The organism is Desulfonema magnum (genome assembly GCF_017377395.1).
GTDB lineage: Bacteria > Desulfobacterota > Desulfobacteria > Desulfobacterales > 4be13 > Desulfonema_C > Desulfonema_C magnum.
This window is the reverse complement of record NZ_CP061800.1, coordinates 1,216,783-1,239,522: the sequence shown is the minus strand read 5'-3', so window position 1 is coordinate 1,239,522 and position 22,740 is coordinate 1,216,783. Positions and strand designations below refer to the sequence as shown.

16 protein-coding genes are annotated in these 22,740 nt (G+C 43.2%); 12 read left to right on the top strand and 4 right to left on the bottom strand.

Features of this window, described 5'->3' with window-relative positions; all coding sequences use genetic code 11:
• Positions 1-739: 739 nt before the first annotated feature.
• Together dnm_RS04935 and dnm_RS04930 are read left to right on the top strand one after the other, a co-directional pair.
• On the top strand, positions 740-3,316 hold the full coding sequence (locus tag dnm_RS04935) for a COR domain-containing protein (protein WP_207681591.1): 2,577 nt from the start codon (positions 740-742) through the stop codon (positions 3,314-3,316).
• A gap of 282 nt (positions 3,317-3,598) precedes the next feature.
• The gene (locus tag dnm_RS04930) at positions 3,599-5,716 is read left to right on the top strand and encodes a COR domain-containing protein (protein WP_207681590.1); all 2,118 of its coding nucleotides are present in this window, start codon (positions 3,599-3,601) and stop codon (positions 5,714-5,716) included.
• Positions 5,717-5,729: 13 nt separating this feature from the next.
• On the opposite strand, the gene dnm_RS04925 is transcribed toward dnm_RS04930, so the two are convergent.
• On the bottom strand, positions 5,730-5,972 hold the full coding sequence (locus dnm_RS04925; protein ID WP_207681589.1) for a hypothetical protein: 243 nt from the start codon (positions 5,970-5,972) through the stop codon (positions 5,730-5,732).
• A 265-nt stretch (positions 5,973-6,237) separates the two neighbouring features.
• On the opposite strand from dnm_RS04925, the gene dnm_RS04920 reads away from it, so the two are divergent.
• The 5 genes from dnm_RS04920 (at position 6,238) to tpx (ending at position 15,207) form a co-directional block, all read left to right on the top strand.
• On the top strand, positions 6,238-8,931 hold the full coding sequence (locus dnm_RS04920; RefSeq protein ID WP_207681588.1) for a leucine-rich repeat domain-containing protein: 2,694 nt from the start codon (positions 6,238-6,240) through the stop codon (positions 8,929-8,931).
• A gap of 268 nt (positions 8,932-9,199) precedes the next feature.
• On the top strand, positions 9,200-12,646 hold the full coding sequence (locus dnm_RS04915) for an ABC transporter substrate-binding protein (protein ID WP_207681587.1): 3,447 nt from the start codon (positions 9,200-9,202) through the stop codon (positions 12,644-12,646).
• A 386-nt stretch (positions 12,647-13,032) separates the two neighbouring features.
• The gene (locus tag dnm_RS04910) at positions 13,033-13,452 is read left to right on the top strand and encodes a hypothetical protein (RefSeq protein ID WP_207681586.1); all 420 of its coding nucleotides are present in this window, start codon (positions 13,033-13,035) and stop codon (positions 13,450-13,452) included.
• 73 nt (positions 13,453-13,525) lie between these two features.
• Positions 13,526-14,011, top strand: coding sequence for a PilZ domain-containing protein (locus dnm_RS04905; protein ID WP_207681585.1), 486 nt, complete (start codon positions 13,526-13,528; stop codon positions 14,009-14,011).
• Between the two features lie 680 nt (positions 14,012-14,691).
• Positions 14,692-15,207, top strand: a complete 516-nt coding sequence (gene tpx, locus dnm_RS04900; RefSeq protein WP_207681584.1) for a thiol peroxidase — start codon at positions 14,692-14,694, stop codon at positions 15,205-15,207.
• A gap of 709 nt (positions 15,208-15,916) precedes the next feature.
• On the opposite strand, the gene dnm_RS04895 is transcribed toward tpx, so the two are convergent.
• The 3 genes from dnm_RS04895 to dnm_RS04885 form a co-directional block, all read right to left on the bottom strand.
• Entirely contained in the window at positions 15,917-17,113 is a 1,197-nt protein-coding gene (locus dnm_RS04895) for an MFS transporter (protein WP_207681583.1), read from the bottom strand.
• Positions 17,114-17,428: 315 nt separating this feature from the next.
• Positions 17,429-17,893, bottom strand: coding sequence for a universal stress protein (locus tag dnm_RS04890; RefSeq protein ID WP_207681582.1), 465 nt, complete (start codon positions 17,891-17,893; stop codon positions 17,429-17,431).
• A 134-nt stretch (positions 17,894-18,027) separates the two neighbouring features.
• Positions 18,028-18,495, bottom strand: coding sequence for a CBS domain-containing protein (locus dnm_RS04885; protein WP_207681581.1), 468 nt, complete (start codon positions 18,493-18,495; stop codon positions 18,028-18,030).
• Between the two features lie 121 nt (positions 18,496-18,616).
• On the opposite strand from dnm_RS04885, the gene dnm_RS04880 reads away from it, so the two are divergent.
• From dnm_RS04880 to dnm_RS04860, 5 genes are all read left to right on the top strand, one after another.
• Positions 18,617-18,763, top strand: a complete 147-nt coding sequence (locus dnm_RS04880) for a hypothetical protein (RefSeq protein ID WP_207681580.1) — start codon at positions 18,617-18,619, stop codon at positions 18,761-18,763.
• Positions 18,764-19,059: 296 nt separating this feature from the next.
• Complete coding sequence (locus tag dnm_RS04875) at positions 19,060-19,632, top strand: TetR/AcrR family transcriptional regulator (RefSeq protein WP_207681579.1); 573 nt, start codon at positions 19,060-19,062, stop codon at positions 19,630-19,632.
• 58 nt (positions 19,633-19,690) lie between these two features.
• A complete protein-coding gene (locus tag dnm_RS04870) occupies positions 19,691-20,350 on the top strand; it encodes a substrate-binding periplasmic protein (protein WP_207681578.1) in 660 nt (219 codons plus the stop codon).
• Positions 20,351-20,885: 535 nt separating this feature from the next.
• Complete coding sequence (locus dnm_RS04865) at positions 20,886-21,458, top strand: TetR/AcrR family transcriptional regulator (protein WP_207681577.1); 573 nt, start codon at positions 20,886-20,888, stop codon at positions 21,456-21,458.
• Between the two features lie 97 nt (positions 21,459-21,555).
• Positions 21,556-22,734, top strand: coding sequence for an efflux RND transporter periplasmic adaptor subunit (locus tag dnm_RS04860; protein WP_207681576.1), 1,179 nt, complete (start codon positions 21,556-21,558; stop codon positions 22,732-22,734).
• Positions 22,735-22,740: the final 6 nt, after the last annotated feature.

Genomic DNA, 22,740 nt, shown 5'->3' with positions numbered 1-22,740 from the left:
GTAAAAATATTTCATATCAAATGTACACTGATTTATAAACAACGCTCCGTGGCCTGTTGCTCGCGATAAAAACGAAAGTTTTAGTTTGTGCTGACACCTAACACCTAACACCTAACACCTTCATACAAATTAACATCTAAAAAAATGATTGGCAAGAACTTTGAGGCATCTTTTTAAGTGTCGGACCGGATATGAACGCACTCCTCCTTGAAAAAATGAATGATGATTCATATTATTCTGTCAGCGTGAGGATACCCCCCTAAAAACTAAATTTATTAAAAAATTTAATTTGTTATGATCGGGTATGAAAATTTTTTCATGGCTGTATATAATTTCTTGTTGTTGGTGAAAAAAGATGATAAAATTTTTTTAAATTATGGGATACGGAAAAATATGACCGAATATTCGGGTCCTGTGCCAGCTGCTAATCCGGGTAATTATTCCATAGAGGCTCCCGGGTCATGGCTCCTATGTGCTTATGAGAACGCGGCTTCCCTTCTTCCCGCACAGATTTTGAGAATAAGCTCTCCGAATTTAACATTATCATTTTTGAGGGAAAACGCCTGCTTTCCTATAAGATTTAAATCAAAAGAAGGAAAATCATGACGGTACATTATGATGAAAAGCTTGTCCCCAATTTTTCAATAGCAAACTCGTTATTGTTACAATTCATTGTATATTGTTAAGAAAAAACAAGGTAAAAGAGGGGCTGTTTATTAGAAAACCAAAAAGATCAAATGTGCCTCGAGCAGAAAGGAGGGAGACCATCGAACTCGATCTGTCAAAACGCGGAATTAAAAAACTGCCAAAGAAAATAACCCGGCTCACCAATCTCAAAATACTTGATTTAAGCTACAATGAACTGACCGAGGTTCCCGGAGAAATTGCGCAGCTCAAAAATCTCAGGATACTTGATTTAAGCTACAACAAACTGACACAAGTGCCCAGAGAAATCGCGCGGCTCAGAAATCTCACCCAAATTTCTTTAAGTAACAACAAACTGAAAGCATTACCTGAAGAATTTGCACAGCTTGGAAATCTTACTTTTCTTAATCTGAGTTTCAATCAGCTGGCAAAAGTACCCAAAGAGATTACACAGCTTAAAAATCTCATGCAGCTTGACTTAAAAAACAATCAGCTCAGGGAACTGCCCCTGGAAATTTCAGAACTTAAAAAGCTTATACAACTTGATTTAAAAAACAATAAGTTAATGGAACTTCCTGTAAAAATTGCAGAACTCAAAAATCTCAGACAACTGAATTTAAATTGCAACCAACTGAGCAGACTGCCCGGAAATATCGCGCAGCTTAGAAATCTCACTCAGCTTTATTTAATGAAGAACCGGCTCACAGAACTGCCCGAGGAAATTGCACATCTTACGAATCTCCAACAGCTTGATTTAAAAAATAATCTTCTGATAAAACTGCCCAGAAGAATTTCAGAGCTTAAGAATCTTACTTTTCTCAATCTGAGTTATAATCAGCTCGTTGAATTTCCTAAACAAATATTTGAACTCAAAAGTCTCATCTATCTTTATATTGGTTTCAACCAGCTTATTGAACTGCCCGGACAAATTATTCACCTTAAAAATCTTTTTTATCTTGATATAAGCTTTAACCTGCTGACCGAACTGCCCAGGGAAATTGCCGAATTGGAAAAGCTGAAACGTCTTGAAGTGGATGACAACCCTCTGACGTTGCCCCCCGTGGAAATCGCCAGTCAGGGACTGCCTGCCATTGTGGATTATTTCAAAAAAATGAGCAAGGGCGGGCAAACCCTGTATGAAGGCAAACTTTTAATCCTGGGCCAGGGCGGAGTGGGCAAAACCTGTCTGATGAGACGGCTGACCATGGATAAATACTCGGAAGGTCAGATCACAACGGAAGGAATTGACATTCATCCCTGGGAGATAAGCGCACCTGATGATTTTGAAACACAGATGATTCTGAATGTCTGGGATTTCGGAGGGCAGGAGATTTACCATGCCACGCATCAGTTTTTCCTCACCCAGCGGTCTCTTTATATTCTGGTCTGGGACGCGCGCCAGGAAGAAGAATACGGCAGGATTGACTACTGGCTTAAAACCATAGAAACCTTTGCTGAAGAAAGCCCGATTCTGCTGGTAATGAACAAATCCGATGAACGGATCAAACATTTAAATTTTAATGACTTAAAACAACGATGCCCCCAGCTTGTCGTATCCGGAAGGGTCAGTGCGAAGACCGGTGCCGGCATGGTTCCTCTGAAAAATTTTATCCGAAAGCAGGCGTGGAAACTGCCATTAATGGGAACATTCTGGCCCCCTTCCTGGGTGTCTGTCCGCAGAACCCTGGAAACAGACACCCGATATCAGATGCCTTATCAGGAGTATCTGGATCGCTGCACACAATATGACATTGAGGAAAATGAAGCCAGGTCCCTGAGTCATTACCTGCATGATCTTGGAATCATTCTGCATTTTCAGGATGATGATCTTTTAAAAAAAACAATTATCCTCAAGCCGGAATGGGGGACGGACGCGGTTTACAAGGTTTTGGATTCCCGAGTGGTTCAGGCAAGAAACGGCATTCTGTACAACAAGGACCTGCCGAATATATGGAAAGACCCGGAATTATATCCCCGGAAAAAATATGCGACCATTTTGCGCCTGATGGCTAAATTTGAACTGGCTTTTCCCATTGACAGAGGGGATGGTCATGTTGTAGCCGAACTTCTGCCTTCGAGGGAAGCTGAATACGATTGGCATCCCCCGCGGGATTTTCTGCAATTTGAATATCATTATGAATTCCTGCCTGCGGGTCTGATTACCCGTCTGATTGTGCGAATGCATGATTTTTTAATTCAGCGGGAGGGCAAACACCTCTGTTGGCGTGAAGGCGCTTATTTTAAATACAGAGGGAGCCAGGCCATGGTCAGAATCAATCCATATGACAAAATCGCGTTAATCCAAATTTACGGTGCCAACAAGCAGGAATTGCTGATGCTCATTCGTTCTCATTTTGCAGCGCTTCACAAGACCATAAAAAAGATTCGTTTCAAGGAAAAAATCCCCTGTATCTGTAGCCCCGGATGCAGATATCGTTTTGATTACAATTTTTTGTTAAAATGTGAAGAAAAAGGAAAAATGACCCAGACGTGTCAGATTTCCGTTGAAGAAGTTCAGGTGGAACAATTATTGGACAACATCGAAAAATCAGAACTTCGTCAGAAAAGGCTTGAAGAAAAAATGGAAGACCAGTATCCGAGCGGGGCAAAGCCGACGAACCGAATATTACCGCCCAAAGTTAAAAAATGGTATCTTAGAAAACTATGGTAAGTAAAATTTTTTTATCCGTAACCACACGGAAAACTGTATTATCCGGAGTGCCAAACTCTTAAAGGATTTCCCCAAAAATAAAATACCTGGTGTAGGGTGTAGGGTGGGTGGAGCGAAGCGCAACCCACCGCACAAGGCGGGTTGCGCTTCGCTCCACCCACCCTACGTTTTTTGTATCGGGTATATTATTTATTTCGTGTTCCCTAAAACCTGCTTAAAGAAAAGGGCCGGAGAGAGACCGCATCCCTATAACTATTCGTTCACAGACAGGCTGCACAAGATATGACGCAAGAAGAACTAGTTGAAATCATCCGCAAAGCAGAAAAAGAACAATCTGTGGTGCTGGATTTGTCCCATCGAAACATTACACAACTGCCGCGGGAAATCGGCCGGCTCAGGAATCTTTTTGTGCTTTATTTGGGTTCCAATCAGCTGCGCGAACTACCCAGGGAGATTGTTCATTTAAAAAATCTCACCCAGCTGGATCTGAATTCTAATCAGCTAACTGAATTTCCAAAACATATTGTTCAGCTAAAAAATCTCTTCCGGCTTGATTTAAGTTTCAATCAGGTGGCAGAACTGCCCAGAGAGATTGTTCAGTTGAAAAATCTCACGATACTTGACCTGACCTCCAATCAGATGAACAGACTGCCCACGGAAATTATTCATCTGAAAAAGCTGAAAATTCTTGAACTGGATCAGAATCCCCTGACGTTTCCGCCTATGGAGATCGTGGCCCGGGGGTTGCCGGCGGTCACGAATTATTTAAAAAAATCAGACAAAGGGGGCCAGATTCTTTATGAAGCAAAGCTGATGATCGTGGGACAGGGAGGTGTGGGGAAAACCTGTCTCATGGAACGCCTGATTCAGAACAGATACTCTGAAAAACAGGCCACCACTCAGGGAATCCGGATCCAATCCTGGGAAATAAACGCTCCTGACGAGGAAAAAACCCGGATGACCCTGAATGTCTGGGATTTCGGAGGCCAGGAGATATATCATGCCACTCACCAGTTTTTCCTCACCCGCCATTCCCTTTATGTCCTGGTATGGGACGCACGCCAGGAAGATGAGCATGACCGTATTGACTATTGGCTGAATATCATAGATACGTTTGCCGAAGACAGTCCGATCCTGATTGTGATGAACAAATCAGATGAACGGACCAGGGAACTGAATCTCAGCGGGCTGAAACAACGTTATCCCCAGATTATCGCATCAGGGAAGGTCAGTGCCAAAAACGGAACCGGCATTGAAATTTTGCAAAAGCTTATTGAGACGCAGGCATGGGAACTTCCGCTCATGGGCACGTTCTGGCCCTCTTCCTGGCTGGCAGTCCGCAGCACGCTGAAAGCAACGCCCGATTATCACATACCATATGATAATTACCTGCAAATTTGTAAAAAACTTGATATTGAGGAAAGCGAAGCAAAAACCCTGAGCCGCTATCTGCATGACTTGGGGATTGTTCTCCATTTTCAGGATGACGCGCTTTTAAAAGATACGATTATTCTTAAACCGGGATGGGGAACAGATGCGGTTTATAAAGTTCTGGACGCCAATGTGGTTCAGAAACGAAACGGTATTTTGCATAACAGCGATCTGCCTAAAATATGGACGGACAAAGCATTATACCCGCCAGACAAGTATGCGGCCATTCTGCGGCTGATGGCGAACTTCGAGCTGGCATTTCCTTTTGACAAAGGGAATCGTCATATCGTCACCGAACTTCTGCCTCCCAGAAAAGGCGAATATGAGTGGAATCCCGAAGGCTGCCTGCAATTCGAGTATCATTATGAGTTCCTGCCTGCCGGCTTAATTACCCGTCTGATTGTGCGGATGCATAAATCTTTAATCGAACGCGGCGGTAAAAAACTTTGCTGGCGTGAAGGGGCTTATTTTAAACACGGCGAAAGTCAGGCCATGGTCAGAATCAATGCTTATACCAAAATTGCGAGAATCCAGATTTCCGGTAATGAAAGACGGGAATTTCTGAGCATGATCCGTTCTCATTTTGACGCCCTCCATAAGACCATCAGAAAAATCCGGTTTAAAGAAAAAATCCCCTGTGGTTGCAATCCCGGATGTGACTATCGTTTTGATTACAATTTTTTGCTGAAATGCGAGGAAAAAGGAAAAATCACCCAGACGTGTGAGGTATTTGTTGAAGAGGTAAACGTGAAAAAACTGCTGGACACCATAGAAAAATCAGAGGTCCGGGAACAACGAATCCGGGAAAAAACAGAGAATAAATATTCCATTGAACTTGATCCTTCAGTTCATGTAAAATCACTGATGACTGAAAATAAGTCAGAGTTCGGGGAACCTCAGCACAAAAAACTGTATCAGAAATTTCAGAAAATAATAACTTCTGTTATAAATCCCAAAAAAAAATCATAAAACCAACAGCCTTTCAGAAATTTGAAACTTGAAACTTGAAACTCGAAACTTGAAACTCGAAACTCGAAACTTGAAACTCGAAACTCGAAATTTGAAACTCGAAACTTGAAACACGGAACTCGGAACTCGGAACTTGACTGATTATAACGAATTTAGGGGAGGGCAGACCAAACTCTGTAAGAGCGGCATATTTGTAGCAACAGATTTGCAGGCTCCCCCCGCCAAGTCCCCCGTAAGAGCGGTATATTTGTAGCAAATCATGCTGCGAATATGCCGCATTTACAGGGTCTGGCCGGCATATGCATCAGGCTAAGGATTTTTATGATTCCGGAACGCCCGAAAATAAAGGTTCTGCCTTTCGGCTGTCTCCCGGACCGGTTCCGATGAAATCAGAATGTTATGTCCTTAGCCTGATGCGTATGGGCCTGGCCGGCCCGGCATGATGAATGCTACAAATATGCTGCCCCCGCGGATCTGAGTTCAAATTTCAAGTTCAAATTTCAAGTCAAGAGGAGTGAAACGTGTTCCATGAAGACGTATTAAAAATTATTCGAAACGCGGAAAGAAAACAGGCTGTCGAACTTGATTTATCTGATCAGGAAATTACTCACCTTCCGCCAGAGATTGGCAGGCTCTCCTCATTACAGGTTCTGGTAGTCAGAGGATTGAAAGAACTGCCCGGGGAAATCGGCCAGCTCAGAAATCTTTCCCGGCTTTATCTGAGTTATAACCAACTGAAAGAACTGCCCGAGGAAATTGCCCAGCTCAGGAATCTTTCCCGGCTTTATTTAAATTCCAACCAGTTGTGTAAACTGCCCGGAGGAATCGGCCAGCTCAGAAATCTTACCCGGCTTTATCTGAGTTATAATCAGTTGAAAGAACTGCCCGGGGAAATCGGCCAGATCAGAAACCTTTCCCGGCTTTATCTGAGTTATAACCATCTGAAAGAACTGCCCGAGGGAATCGCCCGGCTTGAAAACTTGAACATTCTCGATTTAAGTTCCAATCAGCTAAAAGAATTCCCCAAAGGAATTACGCAACTCACAAACCTTACCCGGCTTTATTTAGGTTCCAATCAGATGACGGAACTTCCCGGAGAAATTGGTCGGCTCAGAAATCTCACGGAACTGAATGTAAGCTTTAATCATCTGAGGACATTGCCGAAAGAGATTGCCCGGCTCAGAAATCTTACTTTGCTTTATCTGGATTCCAATTATCTGGATAAACTTCCTGATGAAATCGCTCAGGTTGAAAACCTCACAGAACTGAATTTAAGTGCCAATCAACTGAAAATGATCCCCGGAACGATTTCTCATCTCAGGAATCTCACGTTACTTTGTTTAGATGTCAACGAACTCAAAGACATTCCCAAAGAGATTGCTCAGTTGGAAAAGCTGACCCATCTCAGTTTGGATAAAAATCCTCTCCGGTTTCCTCCCCCGGAAATCGCCAGTCAGGGACTTTCCGCGATCAGAGATTATCTGCAAGAATCAGGCAAAGGGGGGCAACCTCTTTATGAAGGCAAGGTCATGGTTGTGGGTCAGGGCGGAGTGGGCAAAACCTGTCTGACAAAGCGGCTGACAAAAAATGAATATTCCGAAGACCAGAAAAGCACCCGGGGAATTAACATTCAGCCATGGAAAATTACCGGACCGGATAAGACCAAAATCCGGATGACTCTCAATGTCTGGGATTTCGGAGGTCAGGAAATCTACCATGCCACCCACCAGTTTTTTCTGACCCGGCGTTCGCTTTATCTGCTGGTCTGGGACGCATGCCAGGAAGAGGAAAACAGCCGGATTGACTACTGGCTGAATGCCATTGAAACTTTTGCCGAGGACAGCCCGATTCTGATTGTGATGAACAAAGCGGACGAGCGAAGCAACGATTTGAACTTTCATGAATTAAAACAGCGTTATCCTCAGATTGCCGCATCAGTGAAAGTCAGCGCCAAAAACGGCACCGGTATCAAAGCCCTGCGGACGCTTATTTGTAAACAGGCGTGGAAACTGCCGCTGATGGGGACATTCTGGCCCTCTTTCTGGCTGACGGTTCGCAAGGCCCTGAAAGCCACGTCCAGATATTATATTTCACATAAAAAATACCTGGAAGTCTGCGAAAAGGCCGGCATTGAGGACAGCGAGGCCAGGACACTGAGCCGCTATCTTCATGATTTGGGAATTATTTTGCATTTTCAGAATGATATCCTTTTAAGAAATACAATTATTCTTAATCCGGAATGGGGAACGGACGCGGTTTACAAAGTATTGGATGCTAAGATTGTTCAGGAACGTAACGGCATTTTGTACAACAGAGATCTGCCTGGGATATGGCGGGATCAGACGTTGTACCCCCGAAACAAATATACGACCATTCTGCGACTGATGGCCAATTTTGAACTGATTTTTCCGCTGAACGAAAGAGGACGTCACATTGTTGTGGAGTTCTTATCACCCAAAGAAGTTACATACGATTGGAATCCTTATAATTTTCTTCAGTTTGAGTATCATTATGAGTTTTTGCCCGCGGGGGTGGTCACCCGTCTGATTGTGCGGATGAACGAATTTCTGGCCGAGCGTGACGGTGAAAAACTCTGCTGGCGTGAGGGTGCTTATTTTAAATACAAAGATGCCCGGGCAAGAATCAGCATCCGGCCCTATACCAAGATTATCGTGATTCAGATTGAGGGTCCTGCAAAAAAGGATTTTTTAGCTGTTATTCGTTCTCATTTTGCCATCATTCACAAAACCATCAGAAAGATTCGTTTCAGAGAAAAAATTCCCTGTATTTGCAGTCCGGGATGTGAACATCGCTTTGATTACCATTTTTTATTAAAATGCGAAGAAAAAAACATTGAAAACGTGATTTGTGAAAAACATGCGGAATACATAAACGTAGGAAGCTTATTGGACAGAATTGAAAAAGCGGAAATCCGCTGGGAAAGAATCCGAAAACGGGCAGAGGATGAATATCAAAGGTTTGATATGAGGGATGCTGATTTGCCCATTCCGTCCCAAAAAATCGGGGTTCGGCCCCGAATCAGAACATCTCTGCTTATTCTGGCCACACTGGTGATAAGTCTGGCTGCAATTTTCATATGGACTGATGGGATGTCCTGGAACATTGAAGGATTTTTCAAAGAACAGGTTCACAAAGTGAAATCCATATGGGCTTTGTTAATGCGGGTGTTAGGTGTGCTGGGTGTTAGGTGTTAGGTGTTAGGTGTTAGGAAAAAATTTCTGAAATTTTCATGTTCAGCAGATGAAAAAATTCGAAAAAGTTGGGACATATCCCGCCTGAAGCGACAAAATTCTAATTTGCCGGGCATCGAGGGATGCCTTTGCCAGTGTTTCGTTCTGACTGATGACCCAGGTTATAAAAAATTTCAACTGTTTGCTTGAACAAACTGCAAAGGTGATCTATACACAATCACAAAATTGAAAAATTTGAGAAATTCTTTTCAAAATCAACGGGCAACAGTTTATGCAAAAAAAAATTACCAAAATTTTTCTTATCCTTTTAATTCTGGCAGTTTTGTTCGGACTTATTTGGGGTATTTATAAAAAATTTTTTAAAGAAGATACCATACATATTGCCATGGTGGGTCCCATGAGCGGGGATCAGTCCTCGGTGGGAAAATTTTTCCTCCGGGGAATCAGACAGTATCTGAATGAGATCAATCAGAAAGGCGGTGTGAATGGCAAAAAAATTATTTTGGATGTTTTTGATGATCAAAACAATCCGAGAGAGGCTAAGAAAAAAGCCCTTGAAATTGTAAACCAAAATCGTGCTGTGGCTGTTATCGGACATCATTACAGTTCCTGCTCCATCAATGCGGGGGGTCTGTATAAAAAATACGGTATTCCCGCTATCAGTCCCGCGTCCACCAATGTCAGGGTTACTGAGGATAATGAATGGTATTTCAGGTCTTCGTTTAACGACAATATCCAGGGACGGTTTCTTGCGTCCTACGCAAAAAAGGTTTTAGGAAAAAACACGGTCAGCATCATTCATGAAGATGATCCATATGGAGCTTATCTTGCGAGCGTGTTTGAGGACACTGCCAAAGCCATCAATGTTGATATAAAATACAAATGGGAGTTCGAGGTGAACAGCGAATTCCTGGAACAGGATTTGGAGCAGATTATTAATGAGCTGCGCTATAAAGAGGATGCCGGTGCGATTTTTATTTCAACCCATGCCGGAGAGGGGGTCAGACTTATAAAAAAAATGAAGGACGCGCTCATCAAAAATCCCATACTGGCTCCGGATGCTTTTGCCTCTGAGGCATTTCAGCAGGCTTTTATCAATTTTCCAAAAGAAAGAAGCAATCCTGGTTTTTACACGGATGGCATTTATGTAACCACCCCCCTGATATTTGACACCACTAATGAAAAAGGTCTGAAATTCAAGCAGGCATATGTGGCGAAATACAAGGAAGATCCGGGATGGCATGCTGCTTTTGCATACGATACGGTAATGGTGATCGTCGAAGCCATAAAAAATACAAAGATTCAGGGAAAGCCTGCCAACATAGAGGACGACCGGGAAAAAATAAAAGATTGGATTAAAAATCTGAACAATATATATGACGCGATAGAAGGCGTCACCGGATATAACTATTTTGATGAAACCGGGGATTCTCAGAAAGCCATTTTCATGGGAACATATAAAAATCAGAGGCTTATATCCTCACTGACCCAGTTCCGGGTCATACCGAATATCCATCAGGTTCCTGACTTTGAAAAAAAAGTGGAAGAGGCTCAGATACTGATGTTCAATGGCAGGTATTCTTACAAAACAAATGTCGTCTATACGGGTATCAAAATCAATGAGATCAGCGACATTAACCCCAAAGATTTTACCTATCAGCTGGATTTTTATCTGTGGTTCCGGTATCAGGGGGATATCAATGTACAGGACATTGAATTTCTCAATGCGGCCGAGCCGATTCTGTTGGAGACACCCGCCCACAAAAAAACAATAAATCAGCTAAATTACCGTCTCTACCATGTCAAAGGAAAATTTCGTGCGGATTTTCTTCCCAATCTTCATATTTTTGGTCAGCATATACTGGGAATCAGTTTTCGTCCCCGGGCCATGGATCGAAATAATCTGATTCTTGTGAAGGACGTGCTTGGTATGAGACTGAAGAACGATACAGACCTTTTGGAAAAAATGAAAAGGGATGACGTGCTGAGTCCCACATATGGGTGGAAAATGAATAAGGTCTGGTTTTTTCAGGATATTGCAGAAAAGGATTTGTTGGGCAACCCCCAGCATTTTAATGTCCGGGGCGGAACCCTTGAGTATTCCCGATTCAATTTCGGAATCAGAATTGCTGAGGATGTTATCACTGTTCGACGAATTATGCCGAATAAATTCGCAGGCTATGTCATGGTTGTCAGCTTCATGATGACATTGGCCCTTGCTTATTTTGTCAGTGGCGGCGCTCCGCCCCCCCTGCCAAATTTTAAAGAATATTCACAGCTTGTCTGGTTTTTTCAAGTTTTTTTCATGTATCTTCTGCTTCTGTCCCTGGAGGTTTTTTTGCTGGATCATCTGGCAGAACAACTGACTACCGCTTATTTTAAAATCATTGTCGTGACATTTGATGTGTTTTGGTGGCTCATATCCGCCTTCTTTCTGACGGTGGCAATGGAACGGTTTATATGGCAGCCTGCTGAAAATCGTACCGGGCAGCCTATACCCAATATCATACGCCGTCTGATGTCCCTGATTTTTTATATCCTGGCGGTCATGGCAATTATCGCGTTTGTGTTTGATCAGAAACTCACCAGCCTTCTGGCTACCGGCGGTGTGCTGGCAATGATCATCGGTCTGGCACTTCAGGTCAATATTTCAAATATTTTTTCCGGTATTGCCATGAACATTGAACGTCCCTTTAAAATTGACGACTGGATAAAAGTCGGCAATTTTACCGAAGGAAAAGTGGTGGATATTAACTGGCGGACGACCCGTCTGCAAACAAGGGATGACACCATTTTATGTATTCCGAACAAAGACGCGTCAGAGTCCCCCATTGAAAACTTCAGCTATCCTGATAATGGCTACTGGAAATATTTTACCATCCATGTTGATCCTTCTCATCCGCCGGAGCGGGTCAAAAAAGTTCTCCTTGACGCAGCCCTCTCCACCCAGGGGATTTCAAAGCGGATTCCCCCGGCCACTCGTTTTCTGGGACTCACCGCGGGCATGACAGGGCAAAGCGAATCATGGGCTGCAAATTATCTGATGTCTATTTATGTGGAAGATTATGGAAAAAAATTTGCCCATAATGAAATGATCTGGCTGAATGTCTGGACCCATCTGAAACAGGCCGGAATCCGACATATCATGGAACGTCACGAGGTTCAGATGAGCCTGATAAAGCCCAGGGAAGACCGGAAAGAGGACAAGGATGGCGGACGGCTCGCCATTTTAAAGAGAATATCCATATTTAAGCCGTTTTCCAATGAAGACAAAGCCTATATCAGTAAGAGAATGAAAAGCCATTATTTCCGGCCTGAACAGGAGGTGGTCCGTCAGGGAGATGACGGAGATTCTTTGTTTATTATCGCAGAAGGTGCCCTGAGCATACGAGTGCTTTCCCGGTCCGGAGATAAGGATATTGAGGTTGCCCGTCTGGGAACAGGAAATTTTGTGGGTGAGATGGCGCTTCTCACTGGTGAACCCAGAACAGCCACAATTGTCGCGATTTCAGATACCCATCTTTTTGAGATAACAAAAGAACATATTTATCCTTTAATCAAACGCCAGCCTGAAATTTCCAGGCGTCTCAGCGAAGTTCTGACGAAGCGGAAAATAGATATGGAAGAAAAGAAAGATGAGAATGAGGCGAAGAAAATAGACAAAGAAACGCTTGCCAAACAATTTCTTAACAAAATCACGGAGTTTTTTCGATCTTAAACACGGCTAAAAGTTTTTGCTATCATTTGATAATCAAATTTTTTTCTGTCATTCCGTTCAGTGTGAACTCAGTCAAACAAAATGACAGACGGTCCGTTCGGAACAGACCAGAAAAACTTGCTTATCAAGCATCAGAGACCTCCGAAATCTTAAAAACCTCCGGGGTCTTATGTCCGAAAATTTATGACCGGGGATTTAACTGCCTGTAAGACGGATGAATTTCAGCTTGAAATAAAAACATGAAATGGAAAAAGCTTGACGAAAATGAGTCTTATAAGCTATTTTTATCTTGCCGGGTTTTGGCAATTCTCGGTCAGTAAGCAATTTTTACAAATCCGAACCCGACACATCAAAAAATCTGATCATCAAAAATAAGGAGTTTCCCTATGCTTATACATGATGATATATATTCCTGGGAAGGATGGGGCCGGAAGCTCAGGCTCGGAAGCGGCAGTTGCAGGCTTCGCATCTATGATCTTAAAAAAACAGGCGCAAAAGGTCTGGCCCATTTAAGACCCATTATTATTGTTGTCTCAGATGTACCTGAAAGTAAAATGTCAGTAAAAGGTTGCAGCAGTCATGTTGCCACCTGTGTTACAAGAGAATTCAACATTGACCCGCATCGTATGCTGTGGGTAGAATACTATCCTGCCAAAACATATGGAGCCGAAGGCAAACATTTTATCCCGGAAAAATACGACAATGTTGAATTTGTGTGGCATGACGATAAAGCCATACATCCCAAATGGAGACCGTTAAATCCGCAGATGCAGAATGTCTTAAAAGAACTGATGAAAGGAACTTGAAACTCGGAACTTGAAACTTGAAACTCGAAACTTGAAACTTGGAACTTGGAACTTGGAACTCGAAACTTGAAACTTGAAACTTGAAACTCAAAACTCAAAACTTGGAACTCGAAACTCGAAACTTGAAAGCCAAAGTTTAAGACCAAAATTTGAGACGAAACTGAAAACTGAACTCTGTTACGATATCATGAAAGATAACAGCCAGAAACCAAATGATTTTTTTGAAAAAAGGGTTGAACCGAGAACGATAATTGAGCAGTACTACAGCGTTCAATTTTCAATAGAAGAGGTGGGGTCTGTTTATCAGTTCATTCTTCAGGATATATCTCCCGGGGGGCTTTGTATTCTGATAAAAGAGGATTCTGTGATATTGAATTATCTGAAAATAGGTGATGTATTAAGGATGAAATATTATCCTATTGAATTACTGAGTCAGACCGACTTCATAAAAACTGAAATCAGACATATTACAAAAAAAAAGACCGGCCGCTTCAGGGGGTATTTGGCAGTTGGCTTGAAAATCCTCGAAAAAAAGGATTTTTCTATGGAAATCATATAAACTTTCATGCTCTGCGAGCCTTATAAACGATAACAGCCGGAAACAAATCACAAATCACTTTCAGTAGATCGAAAAATTTCCGGATTGTGTGCCGCATGGCAAAGAAACCCGGCTTTTTCCCCGGACAGAAGGCTCCCCCCGCGGGAAAGACCCGGGTTTCTCCCCCGTTCGCCGTGTCTGTCCCGCGACAGCCCGAAAACTTTTCGATCTGCTGACTTTCACATAAACGGGCATAACCTGCCGCTCACAACGAATGATGAAAGTTTTACTGTTTTTCCTGACACCTAACACTTAACACCTGACACTTTCATATAAACAGGCATGATCTGCCAGTCACAACGAATGATGAAAATTTTGCTGTTTTTCCTAACACTTAACACCTGACACCTAACACTTTCATATAGACGGCCATGAGTTCCAGGTCACAACAAATGATGAATTTTTTTCAGTTTTTCCTAATGCTTAACACCTAACACCTAACACTTAAAACTTTCATATAAACGGCCATGACCTGCCGGTCACAACGAATGATGAAAGTTTTACTGTTTTTCCTAACACTTAACACTTAACACCTGACACTTTCATATAAACGGCCATGATCTGCCGGCCACAACGAACAATGAAAGTCAGGGCAAATTGCAAATCACAAAACACTTTCATAAAATGAAAGAGAGGTAAAAATGGAAGAACGTACAGAAATTATTACTATGAAGGGAAATCCGCTCACTTTGCTGGGAAAAGAGCTGAAAAAGGGAGACCTGGCCCCCGAGTTTGAAGTTATTGACAATGATCTTTCACCTGTCAGGTTTTCATCCTACCAGGGGAAAATCTGTGTCATATCCTCGGTTCCTTCCCTGGATACGCCTGTATGTGACATTCAGACCCGGAGGTTCAATCAGGAAGCAGGAAATCTCAGTTCAGATGTGGTTATCCTCACACTCAGCATGGATCTGCCTTTTGCTCAGAAACGATGGTGCGGGGCAGCCGGCGTTGACAAAGTTGTCACGCTTTCAGATCACCGTGATGCCGCATTTGGCTCAAATTATGGCCTGCTGATCAAAGAACTTCGCTTGCTGGCGCGGGCAGTATTTGTCGTGGATCGTGAAGGCATTATTCAGCATACACAGATTGTCAGAGAAATTGCTGATGAGCCTGATTATGATGCTGTGACAGGAGCTTTAAGCAAACTGGTCTGATAAAGGCCAGGTCAGGCGGTTTCACCAAGATGTAATTTTACGCGGTCTTGTGTTTGAAATTGCAGAAAATCATCAGGTCTTTGATTCCTTAAAAAACAATCGCTTCCAGTTCTTTCAGAGTTTGGCTCTTCTGACTGAGAATATCGGTCTGAGAAAACTGATTCTGACAAATTCTGCTGACAGGCAGGCTCAAAACAGCAGATGCCCGTTCCGGTCATGAGTTGGCCTGCATGAGACCCCAATGCTGGTGACTTTAAGACTGAACAAATTTTCCGGCGTTCTCTCCGGAGTGCGAAAAATATTTTTTCGCAAGTGCAAAAATATAATTTTTGCACTCCGGAGCATTGGCGTGAGACTCCCGGGACAATACCTCTGATTTGCTGAGGGTTCCCCCTCAGCCTTTCTTTATAAACGGGCATGACCTGCCGGTCACAACGAAGTATGGAAGTTTTGCATTTTTTCCTGACACTTAACACCTGACACCTGACACTTTCATATAAACGGCCATGAGCGGTTCGCTCACAACGAAACATGAAAGAACTTTTAACTTTAGTCACTTTATTAACTTTAGTCACTTCAGGCACTTTCATATAAACGGCCATGATCTGCCGGTCACAACGAAGTATGAAAGTTTTGCAGTTTTTCCTAACACTTAACACCTGACACCTAACACCTGACACTTTCATATAAATTTTCTCTGAATTTCATACTAAGGTCTGTTCATAAGCGGCTGAACACACTCTTTTCTGGAATAGGTGAGAACAAAAAACAAAACAAGTCCCCCTATCATCAGGAATGATCCGAAAGAAAATGCTTGGCGAAGTTCAAAAATATCCATCATCACACCTGCAAGAAGAGACCCTGACATCATTCCCATGCTGTGCGCCATGGTCATAATCGCCATGACAGACCCCATGGCCTCGGTTTGGTTTCCTTTCCGGACAGCCATAGCCATGAGCGGTGCCATGGATATGCTTCCCCCGAATCCGAACAGTATATTGGATAAAAACAAATCCTTAAATCCGTCTGCCCATACAAATAACAACATCGAATAGCTGGTGATCAGCCCGCCGGTGATCAGCATGGCTTTCTTATTCACCCTGTCCGCCAGAAATCCCATAGGCGTCTGTACCAGTCCGCTGACAAAGACCCCGAGCATGACAAGAATGCCGATGCGTGAACTGGAAAGAGAAAATTCCAGATCCGCAAAAATCGGTAAAAAACTCCAGATAATCCCGATACATGCGGTATAAGTAAATCTGAAAAAAGACAATCCGGCAATAGCTCTGTCCCTGAGAAGATGCTTCCAGCCTGCGGGGGCTTCCTTGTTGCATACTGCTTTTTCCGATCTTGTAGGCGGAAGAAAAAAAAGGCTCAGAAAAAAGCTCGCAAATGAAAGCATTCCCATACATAAAAAGGAAAACTGAAGACTGAAATGATCTTTAAGCACTCCGCCGGCCAGGGGGCCGAGACTGAGACCCAGGAAAACAGACATGTTGAACACCCCCATTGTAAAGCCTTCCCTGTTTTTGGGTGTTATATCTCCGACATATGCATGAATCACAGGCATGATCATGGCGGACGCGATGCCCTGAACAAACCGTATGATAATAAGAAGTTCAAGGGTGTCTGCAAACATGAAGGCAAACGAAATCAGCCCGTAAGCGAGGAGTCCTGTCACAATATACGGTTTCCGCCCTTTTTCATCCGAGCATCTGCCAAAATAAGGTAAGAAACATGTTCTTGAAATGGAAAATATCCCGAATACCATGGCAACATAAAAACCGTTGGCCCCCAGTTCATGGGCATAGACCGGCAGCAGAGGAACCACGATTCCGACCCCTGTAACCACCGTAAATATGGAAAAAAACAAAGTGGCAAAAATCTTTTTATCTGATTTTCTCATCAAATATCCTTTTTTAAAACTGTTTCTGTGCGATTTGGTGGTGGAAAATTATAAAAAAACAGAAATGCAGAGTCAGGTGAGGCTGGAAGAGATGAAAGGAAAAAGACAAGCTGATATGTCTTTCATTGAACTAAAATCCGGGAACAAACCAGGACATGCCTGCTGAACATTAAGAAATAAATAATTTCCTCACAAATAAGACCTCCGAAGTTTCGGAAACTTCGGAAATCTTATCCGGCCAGAACCAAAATGGCGTTCAGACAGCCTTTTTAAAAAAGTGACGAAAAAATGATTCTCTGAAAATGATTACGGACATTACAATGACGCTTCCTGAACCTCTTCCTGACGCCGAACAATCATCACGGAACAGGGAGCCTTCTGAGATACCCTTTTGGCGACACTTCCGAACAAAACAAGCCCCATGCCTGTCAGTCCGTAAGACCCTGTCACCACAATATCCGTATTATTTTCTTCCAGATATGTTAATATTTCTGTTGAAATATGCCCGTCAAGGACAACAAACCGGTGATCAATATGATCCGGAATCTTCCCCCCGTAGGTCTGCTCCATCCGCTCTTCCAATTTCAGAATCAGAGAGGGTCTTGACTCATCCGTCAGCATCATCAGTTCAGTATCAGTTAAAGGATTCACAACAGGCGGCAATACATGAATAACAGAAAGTCTGGCCTGGTATTTCTCAGCCATTTCAAGGGCAGTTTCAAAAGCCGCTTCGGCATTTTCTGAAAAATCTGTGCAACAGGCAATTTTTTTTATGGACATGTCTCTCCTCCGAATTTTTTTTCAAAAGCGGTTAAACAAACAATGTATTCCCCGGTAGTGCGAAAATTTTATTTTCGCCCAGTCTGATACTGAGAGGCTTTTGCGAAAATAAAATTTTCGCACTCCTCCCCTGGCTATTGGGACTTCTCTGTCCCGGGCATGAGTGTTCTGAGAACATCTTCCTTTCCCACAACTCCGACCAGTTCCCCTCCCTCTGTTACGGGGAGTGTATGAAAATTTTTTTCCACCATGAGGGTTGCCACGGTTTCAATATCCGTATCAGTATCCACAGTTGTCGGATTTGGTGACATAATATCTTCCACGGTCGTGGCTGTCACTTTCTGAACTTCCTTTTCAAGATGCTTCATAGAGGTTATGGGTATCAGTCCGTCCAAAAATGTGAAAAGCGAAGGAATGGGAAGTTTTTTTTGCTGTGAAATAAGATCGCTCTGACAGAGAATTCCCACCAGTGCGCCATTTTCATCCATTACAGGGACGCCGTTTATCCGTTTTTCCAGCAGGAGTTTTGTCGCATGAGCAATTTCCGTTGTCGGTAAGACCGTGACCGGGTCTTTTGTCATAATATCCTTTACCTTCAGCATGTACCCCCCTTTCCAGCTTCTTATTTAACTGCTTATATACTGTTCACTGGCATAAATTGCGCTTTCTGAAAATTGGATTCCTGCTTTCGCAGGAATGACAGGCCGGTGACATCGCTCCAAAATGACAAAGAATATCATTCCTGCGAAAGCAGGAATCTGCCTCGCGAGAAGCTCGGTTTATGGCGATGACAAGTATAATCACCAATTAAGAACAAAATATTTTTGTCAGTTCAATATCTGCAAGATTTCAGATGCGCTGAGATTGTGAAACAAAACCTTATCCCCCTGCCAAATCTCAAAGATAAATATAATTTATTTCTATGAAATACGGTGAGTTTTGTCAAGAAAATAAAATGTATGATAAAAAAATGAATGGTCTTTCAGGATTAATCTCCCTTTAAACCTCTGAAGTCGTAAATATTAAGCTTTAAATTGTTTTTCAGTACCCTTCTCATTTCTTTCCCGATGACAAAAAAATCAAATTAGGACTTGACAAATCTGAAATTTAATTTATTTTTAAGGAAAGAACGGAATGATCATTCACTCTGTTTTCAGAGAAAAATTATGAAAAAAAATTCAACAGACAAACGCACCCGAATTATGAATGCCGCACTTGATCTGATCGCGGAAAACGGATTCCACGCCAGTCCCACATCGCTGATTGCCAAAAATGCCGGGGTGGGAATGGGAACCATATATCGCTATTTTGAAAACAAGGACGCGCTGATAGAGGCGATTCATCAGGAGACCCATGAAAAACTGATTACGGAAATCTTCAGTGAGGACAGCGAAAAACAGCCAGTACGTGAGCGGTTTATTCGGGTTTTTACAAATCTGATAAAATATATGATCAGATATCCTCATATCTCCAAGTTTTTAGAACAGTATTATAATTCGCCATATGGCATTGACAAAAAAAGAGAAAAACTGTCATCAGGCGATGACCCGTTTGGGAAGCTTATGAATTATGCAAAATCACAGCACATTATCAAAAATCTGGATAACCATGTGCTGCACGCCATTGCTTTCGGGCCTTTTATTTTTCTGCTTAAAGATCATATTGCAGGTTTTATTCAGATAGATGACGAAATGATCGGAAAAATTGTCGAAGCCTGCTGGGACGGGCTGAAGCGTTGATTTTACCTCTTTGTTCGCAAAGAAGAGGATAAATCATTCTGTTCAGAAAAGAAGAATTATGAACTTCGTAACCGCTTTAAAAATATTTATTTTCTGCCTGTTCTGTCTGAATCTTATGTTATCAGTTGCTCAGGCCAGAACCCTCAAGATGGTTCATATTGAATCAGAACCTTTTTATTTTACCAACGAATCCGGAAAATCCCAGGGCATTCTTATAGACCTCGTTGATAAGGTAATGAAAAAAGCCGGATATCAGTGGAACACAATTTCTTACCCTGCCAAACGAATGGTTCAGTCCATTGTCCGGGGAGATGCGGATATGTGGCTCGGATTGCCCACTCTGCCGGGATTTAAGGGAACCACTGTCATCGGCAGGCACGAAATAGCCAAAGCCACGCAGTGCGCTTACACCAAGGGAGAAAACCCGCCGATTATAAACAAAGAAGACCTTTCAGGAAAAACATTGATCACCTTAATCGGCTACAGCTATGGCGGATGGATACATTACATTAAGAATCCTGCGAACCATGTCAAATATCATGAGGTGTTTTCCAATGATTTGGCATTTAAAATGCTCAGGGCAAAACGGGCAGATTATTTACTTAGCTACAAAAGGGTTTCGGAAATCATATTAAAAAAGATGGATTTTCCTGAATTACGCTTTAATGAAATATCTGCCATGGGTCTGAAATTTGTTGTTTCAAAAAAAAACGCCTGATGCACATAATATTCTGAACAGACTCGAAAAAGCGTATCTTCAACTGATAGAAGACGGAGAAATTCACAAACCCTGAACAGGCTGCCCTCAGGCTGCTTTTGCTTTCAGCCCTGACATTGATGTCGGGGCGGGATGTTCAGCACCATTTTTTACACAAAAGACAAAATAATTTTTCTGATTATAACGGATTCAGGGGAGGACGCTGCATGCTGAAACTATCATGTCACAGGACGCCGTCCTCCCCGGACGTCATTCAGGGGAAAACCCGCGCGATGTGCGACCTGCAATAATGCCACAAAGGCACGAAGGCGCGAAGTCTCACGAAGGCTCTCTGTGCGTCTTTGTGTCTTCGTGTCTTTGTGGCATTGAAGCCCCGAGGGGGCGGCATATTTGCAGCATGCAAATATGCCGTGGCGGCCTCCCCTGAATCCGTTATAATCAGTAATTTTTTAATTTTTTACAAATCACACTTGACAAAAAAAATTTTTTTCATATTCGGAGTGAATGATCATTCCGAAATCTGGGAGAAAAAATTTTGAAAGACAAGGCATGGGACAAACGCAGAAAAATTATGACTTCAGCCCTTCATCTGATAGCGGAAAACGGGTTTCATGCCAGTCCCGCGGCCATGATTGCCCGAAATGCCGGGGTCGGTGTGGGAACCCTTTATCGTTATTTTAAAAACAAGGACGCACTGATCAGAGAGATATATATGCAAGTTCGCCAGGATATGGATGACATCATATACAGAGACTATTCTGAAGAGCTGCCTGTCCGAGACCGGTTTATGGGAATCTTCACAGCTCGCGTGAAATATCTGCTTGCCCATCCTGACACATACAAATTTCTGGAACAATACCATCATTCACCTTATTATTTTAATAAAAAAAGAGAAAAATCTGCCTCGGACGAAGCACTGTTTACAGACCTTCTGGATTACGCAAAATCCCGGCATATTGTCAAAGATATGGACAACAAAATTTTATGTGCAATCGCATTCGGGCCGATCCTATTCTTGTTTAAAGAACATCTCACCGGTTCTGTCCGGCTGGATGATGAGCTTGGGGGAAAAATGGCAGGAGCCTGTTGGGACGCACTGAAGTTCTGAAGTGGGGAGACCAGAGGTGCGGAATTCCTGATGTCTTTGAAGCTTTATCGGAGTGAACATTCACTCTTTAACCCTGAAAATAAGGAGACAATCAGTTATGAAAGAAGACAGCATGTTGAAATCAGAAAAACTTAACAGAAAGGCGTTGAGCCGATGCGGACTCTTCGGGACCTTCACAGTCCTCATTCTCATGGGCGTATGTATGCTTTGGTATTCGGGATTATTTGCTTCTCCCAAACCAGAGGACAAGGCCGCTCCCCCGGCCATGCCGCCGGTCACGGTGGAGGTGAGCAAAGTACGGATCGCACCGGCAGTGCGTGAAATCGTGACCGTGGGGACGCTTCAGGCCAATGAATCCGTGATGATCCGATCCGAAGTGAGCGGACGGATTACTTCCATCGGATTTGCCGAAGGTGAGGCCATTGAGCAGGGCAAGGTGCTTTTCACACTGGATCAGTCCGTGCTTCAGGCGGAACTGCAAAAAGCCAGGGCAGACCTGAATCTTCATCTCGCAGATTATAAGCGGGCAAAAAAACTTCTCAAAGACAAGGCCATCTCAGTGAGAGAGCGGGACCAGGCTTATGCCCGGTGGCAGCTTGACAAAGCCAATGAGCAGCTCATCCAGGCAAATCTCGACAAAACCGTGATTCGCTCTCCGTTCGGCGGTGTCCTTGGCATCCGGAAGGTGAGCAAAGGAGATTTTATCAGCGCGGGTCAGGAACTGGTCAACCTCGAAGATGTCTCCAGTCTCAAAGTTTCTTTTAAAATTCCTGAGATATATTCCGGAGCGGCCGCGGCGGGCCAGAAAATCCGTCTGTCTTCAGATGCTTTCGGTAATGAGGTCTTTGAAGCTGAGGTCTATGCTGTGAATCCCCGGATTGATATGCAAACCAGAAGCCTGGAACTTCGGGCAGTTATGGAAAATCCTGATCAGCGGCTTCGTCCCGGGCTGTTTGTTCGCGTTGCACTGGTGGCAGATGAGACATCTGACGCCCTGTTTGTGCCGGAACAGGCCGTGATGCAGCAGCCTGAACGCAGCTTTGTCTGGAAAGTGGCGGATAACAAGCCGGTTATGGTTGAAGTGATCACCGGCAAGCGGGAAAAAGGCATGGTGGAGATTCAAAGCGGCCTTGAGCCCGGAGATATGGTCATCACCGGCGGAATTCAAAAAGTTGCCGAAGGAATGCCGGTAAACGCTGTTGAGGCGGATCCGGATATGTTTGCGAAGTGTGAAGTGTTAAGTGTTAAGTGTCAGGTGTTAAGTGTTAAGTGTTAAGTGTCA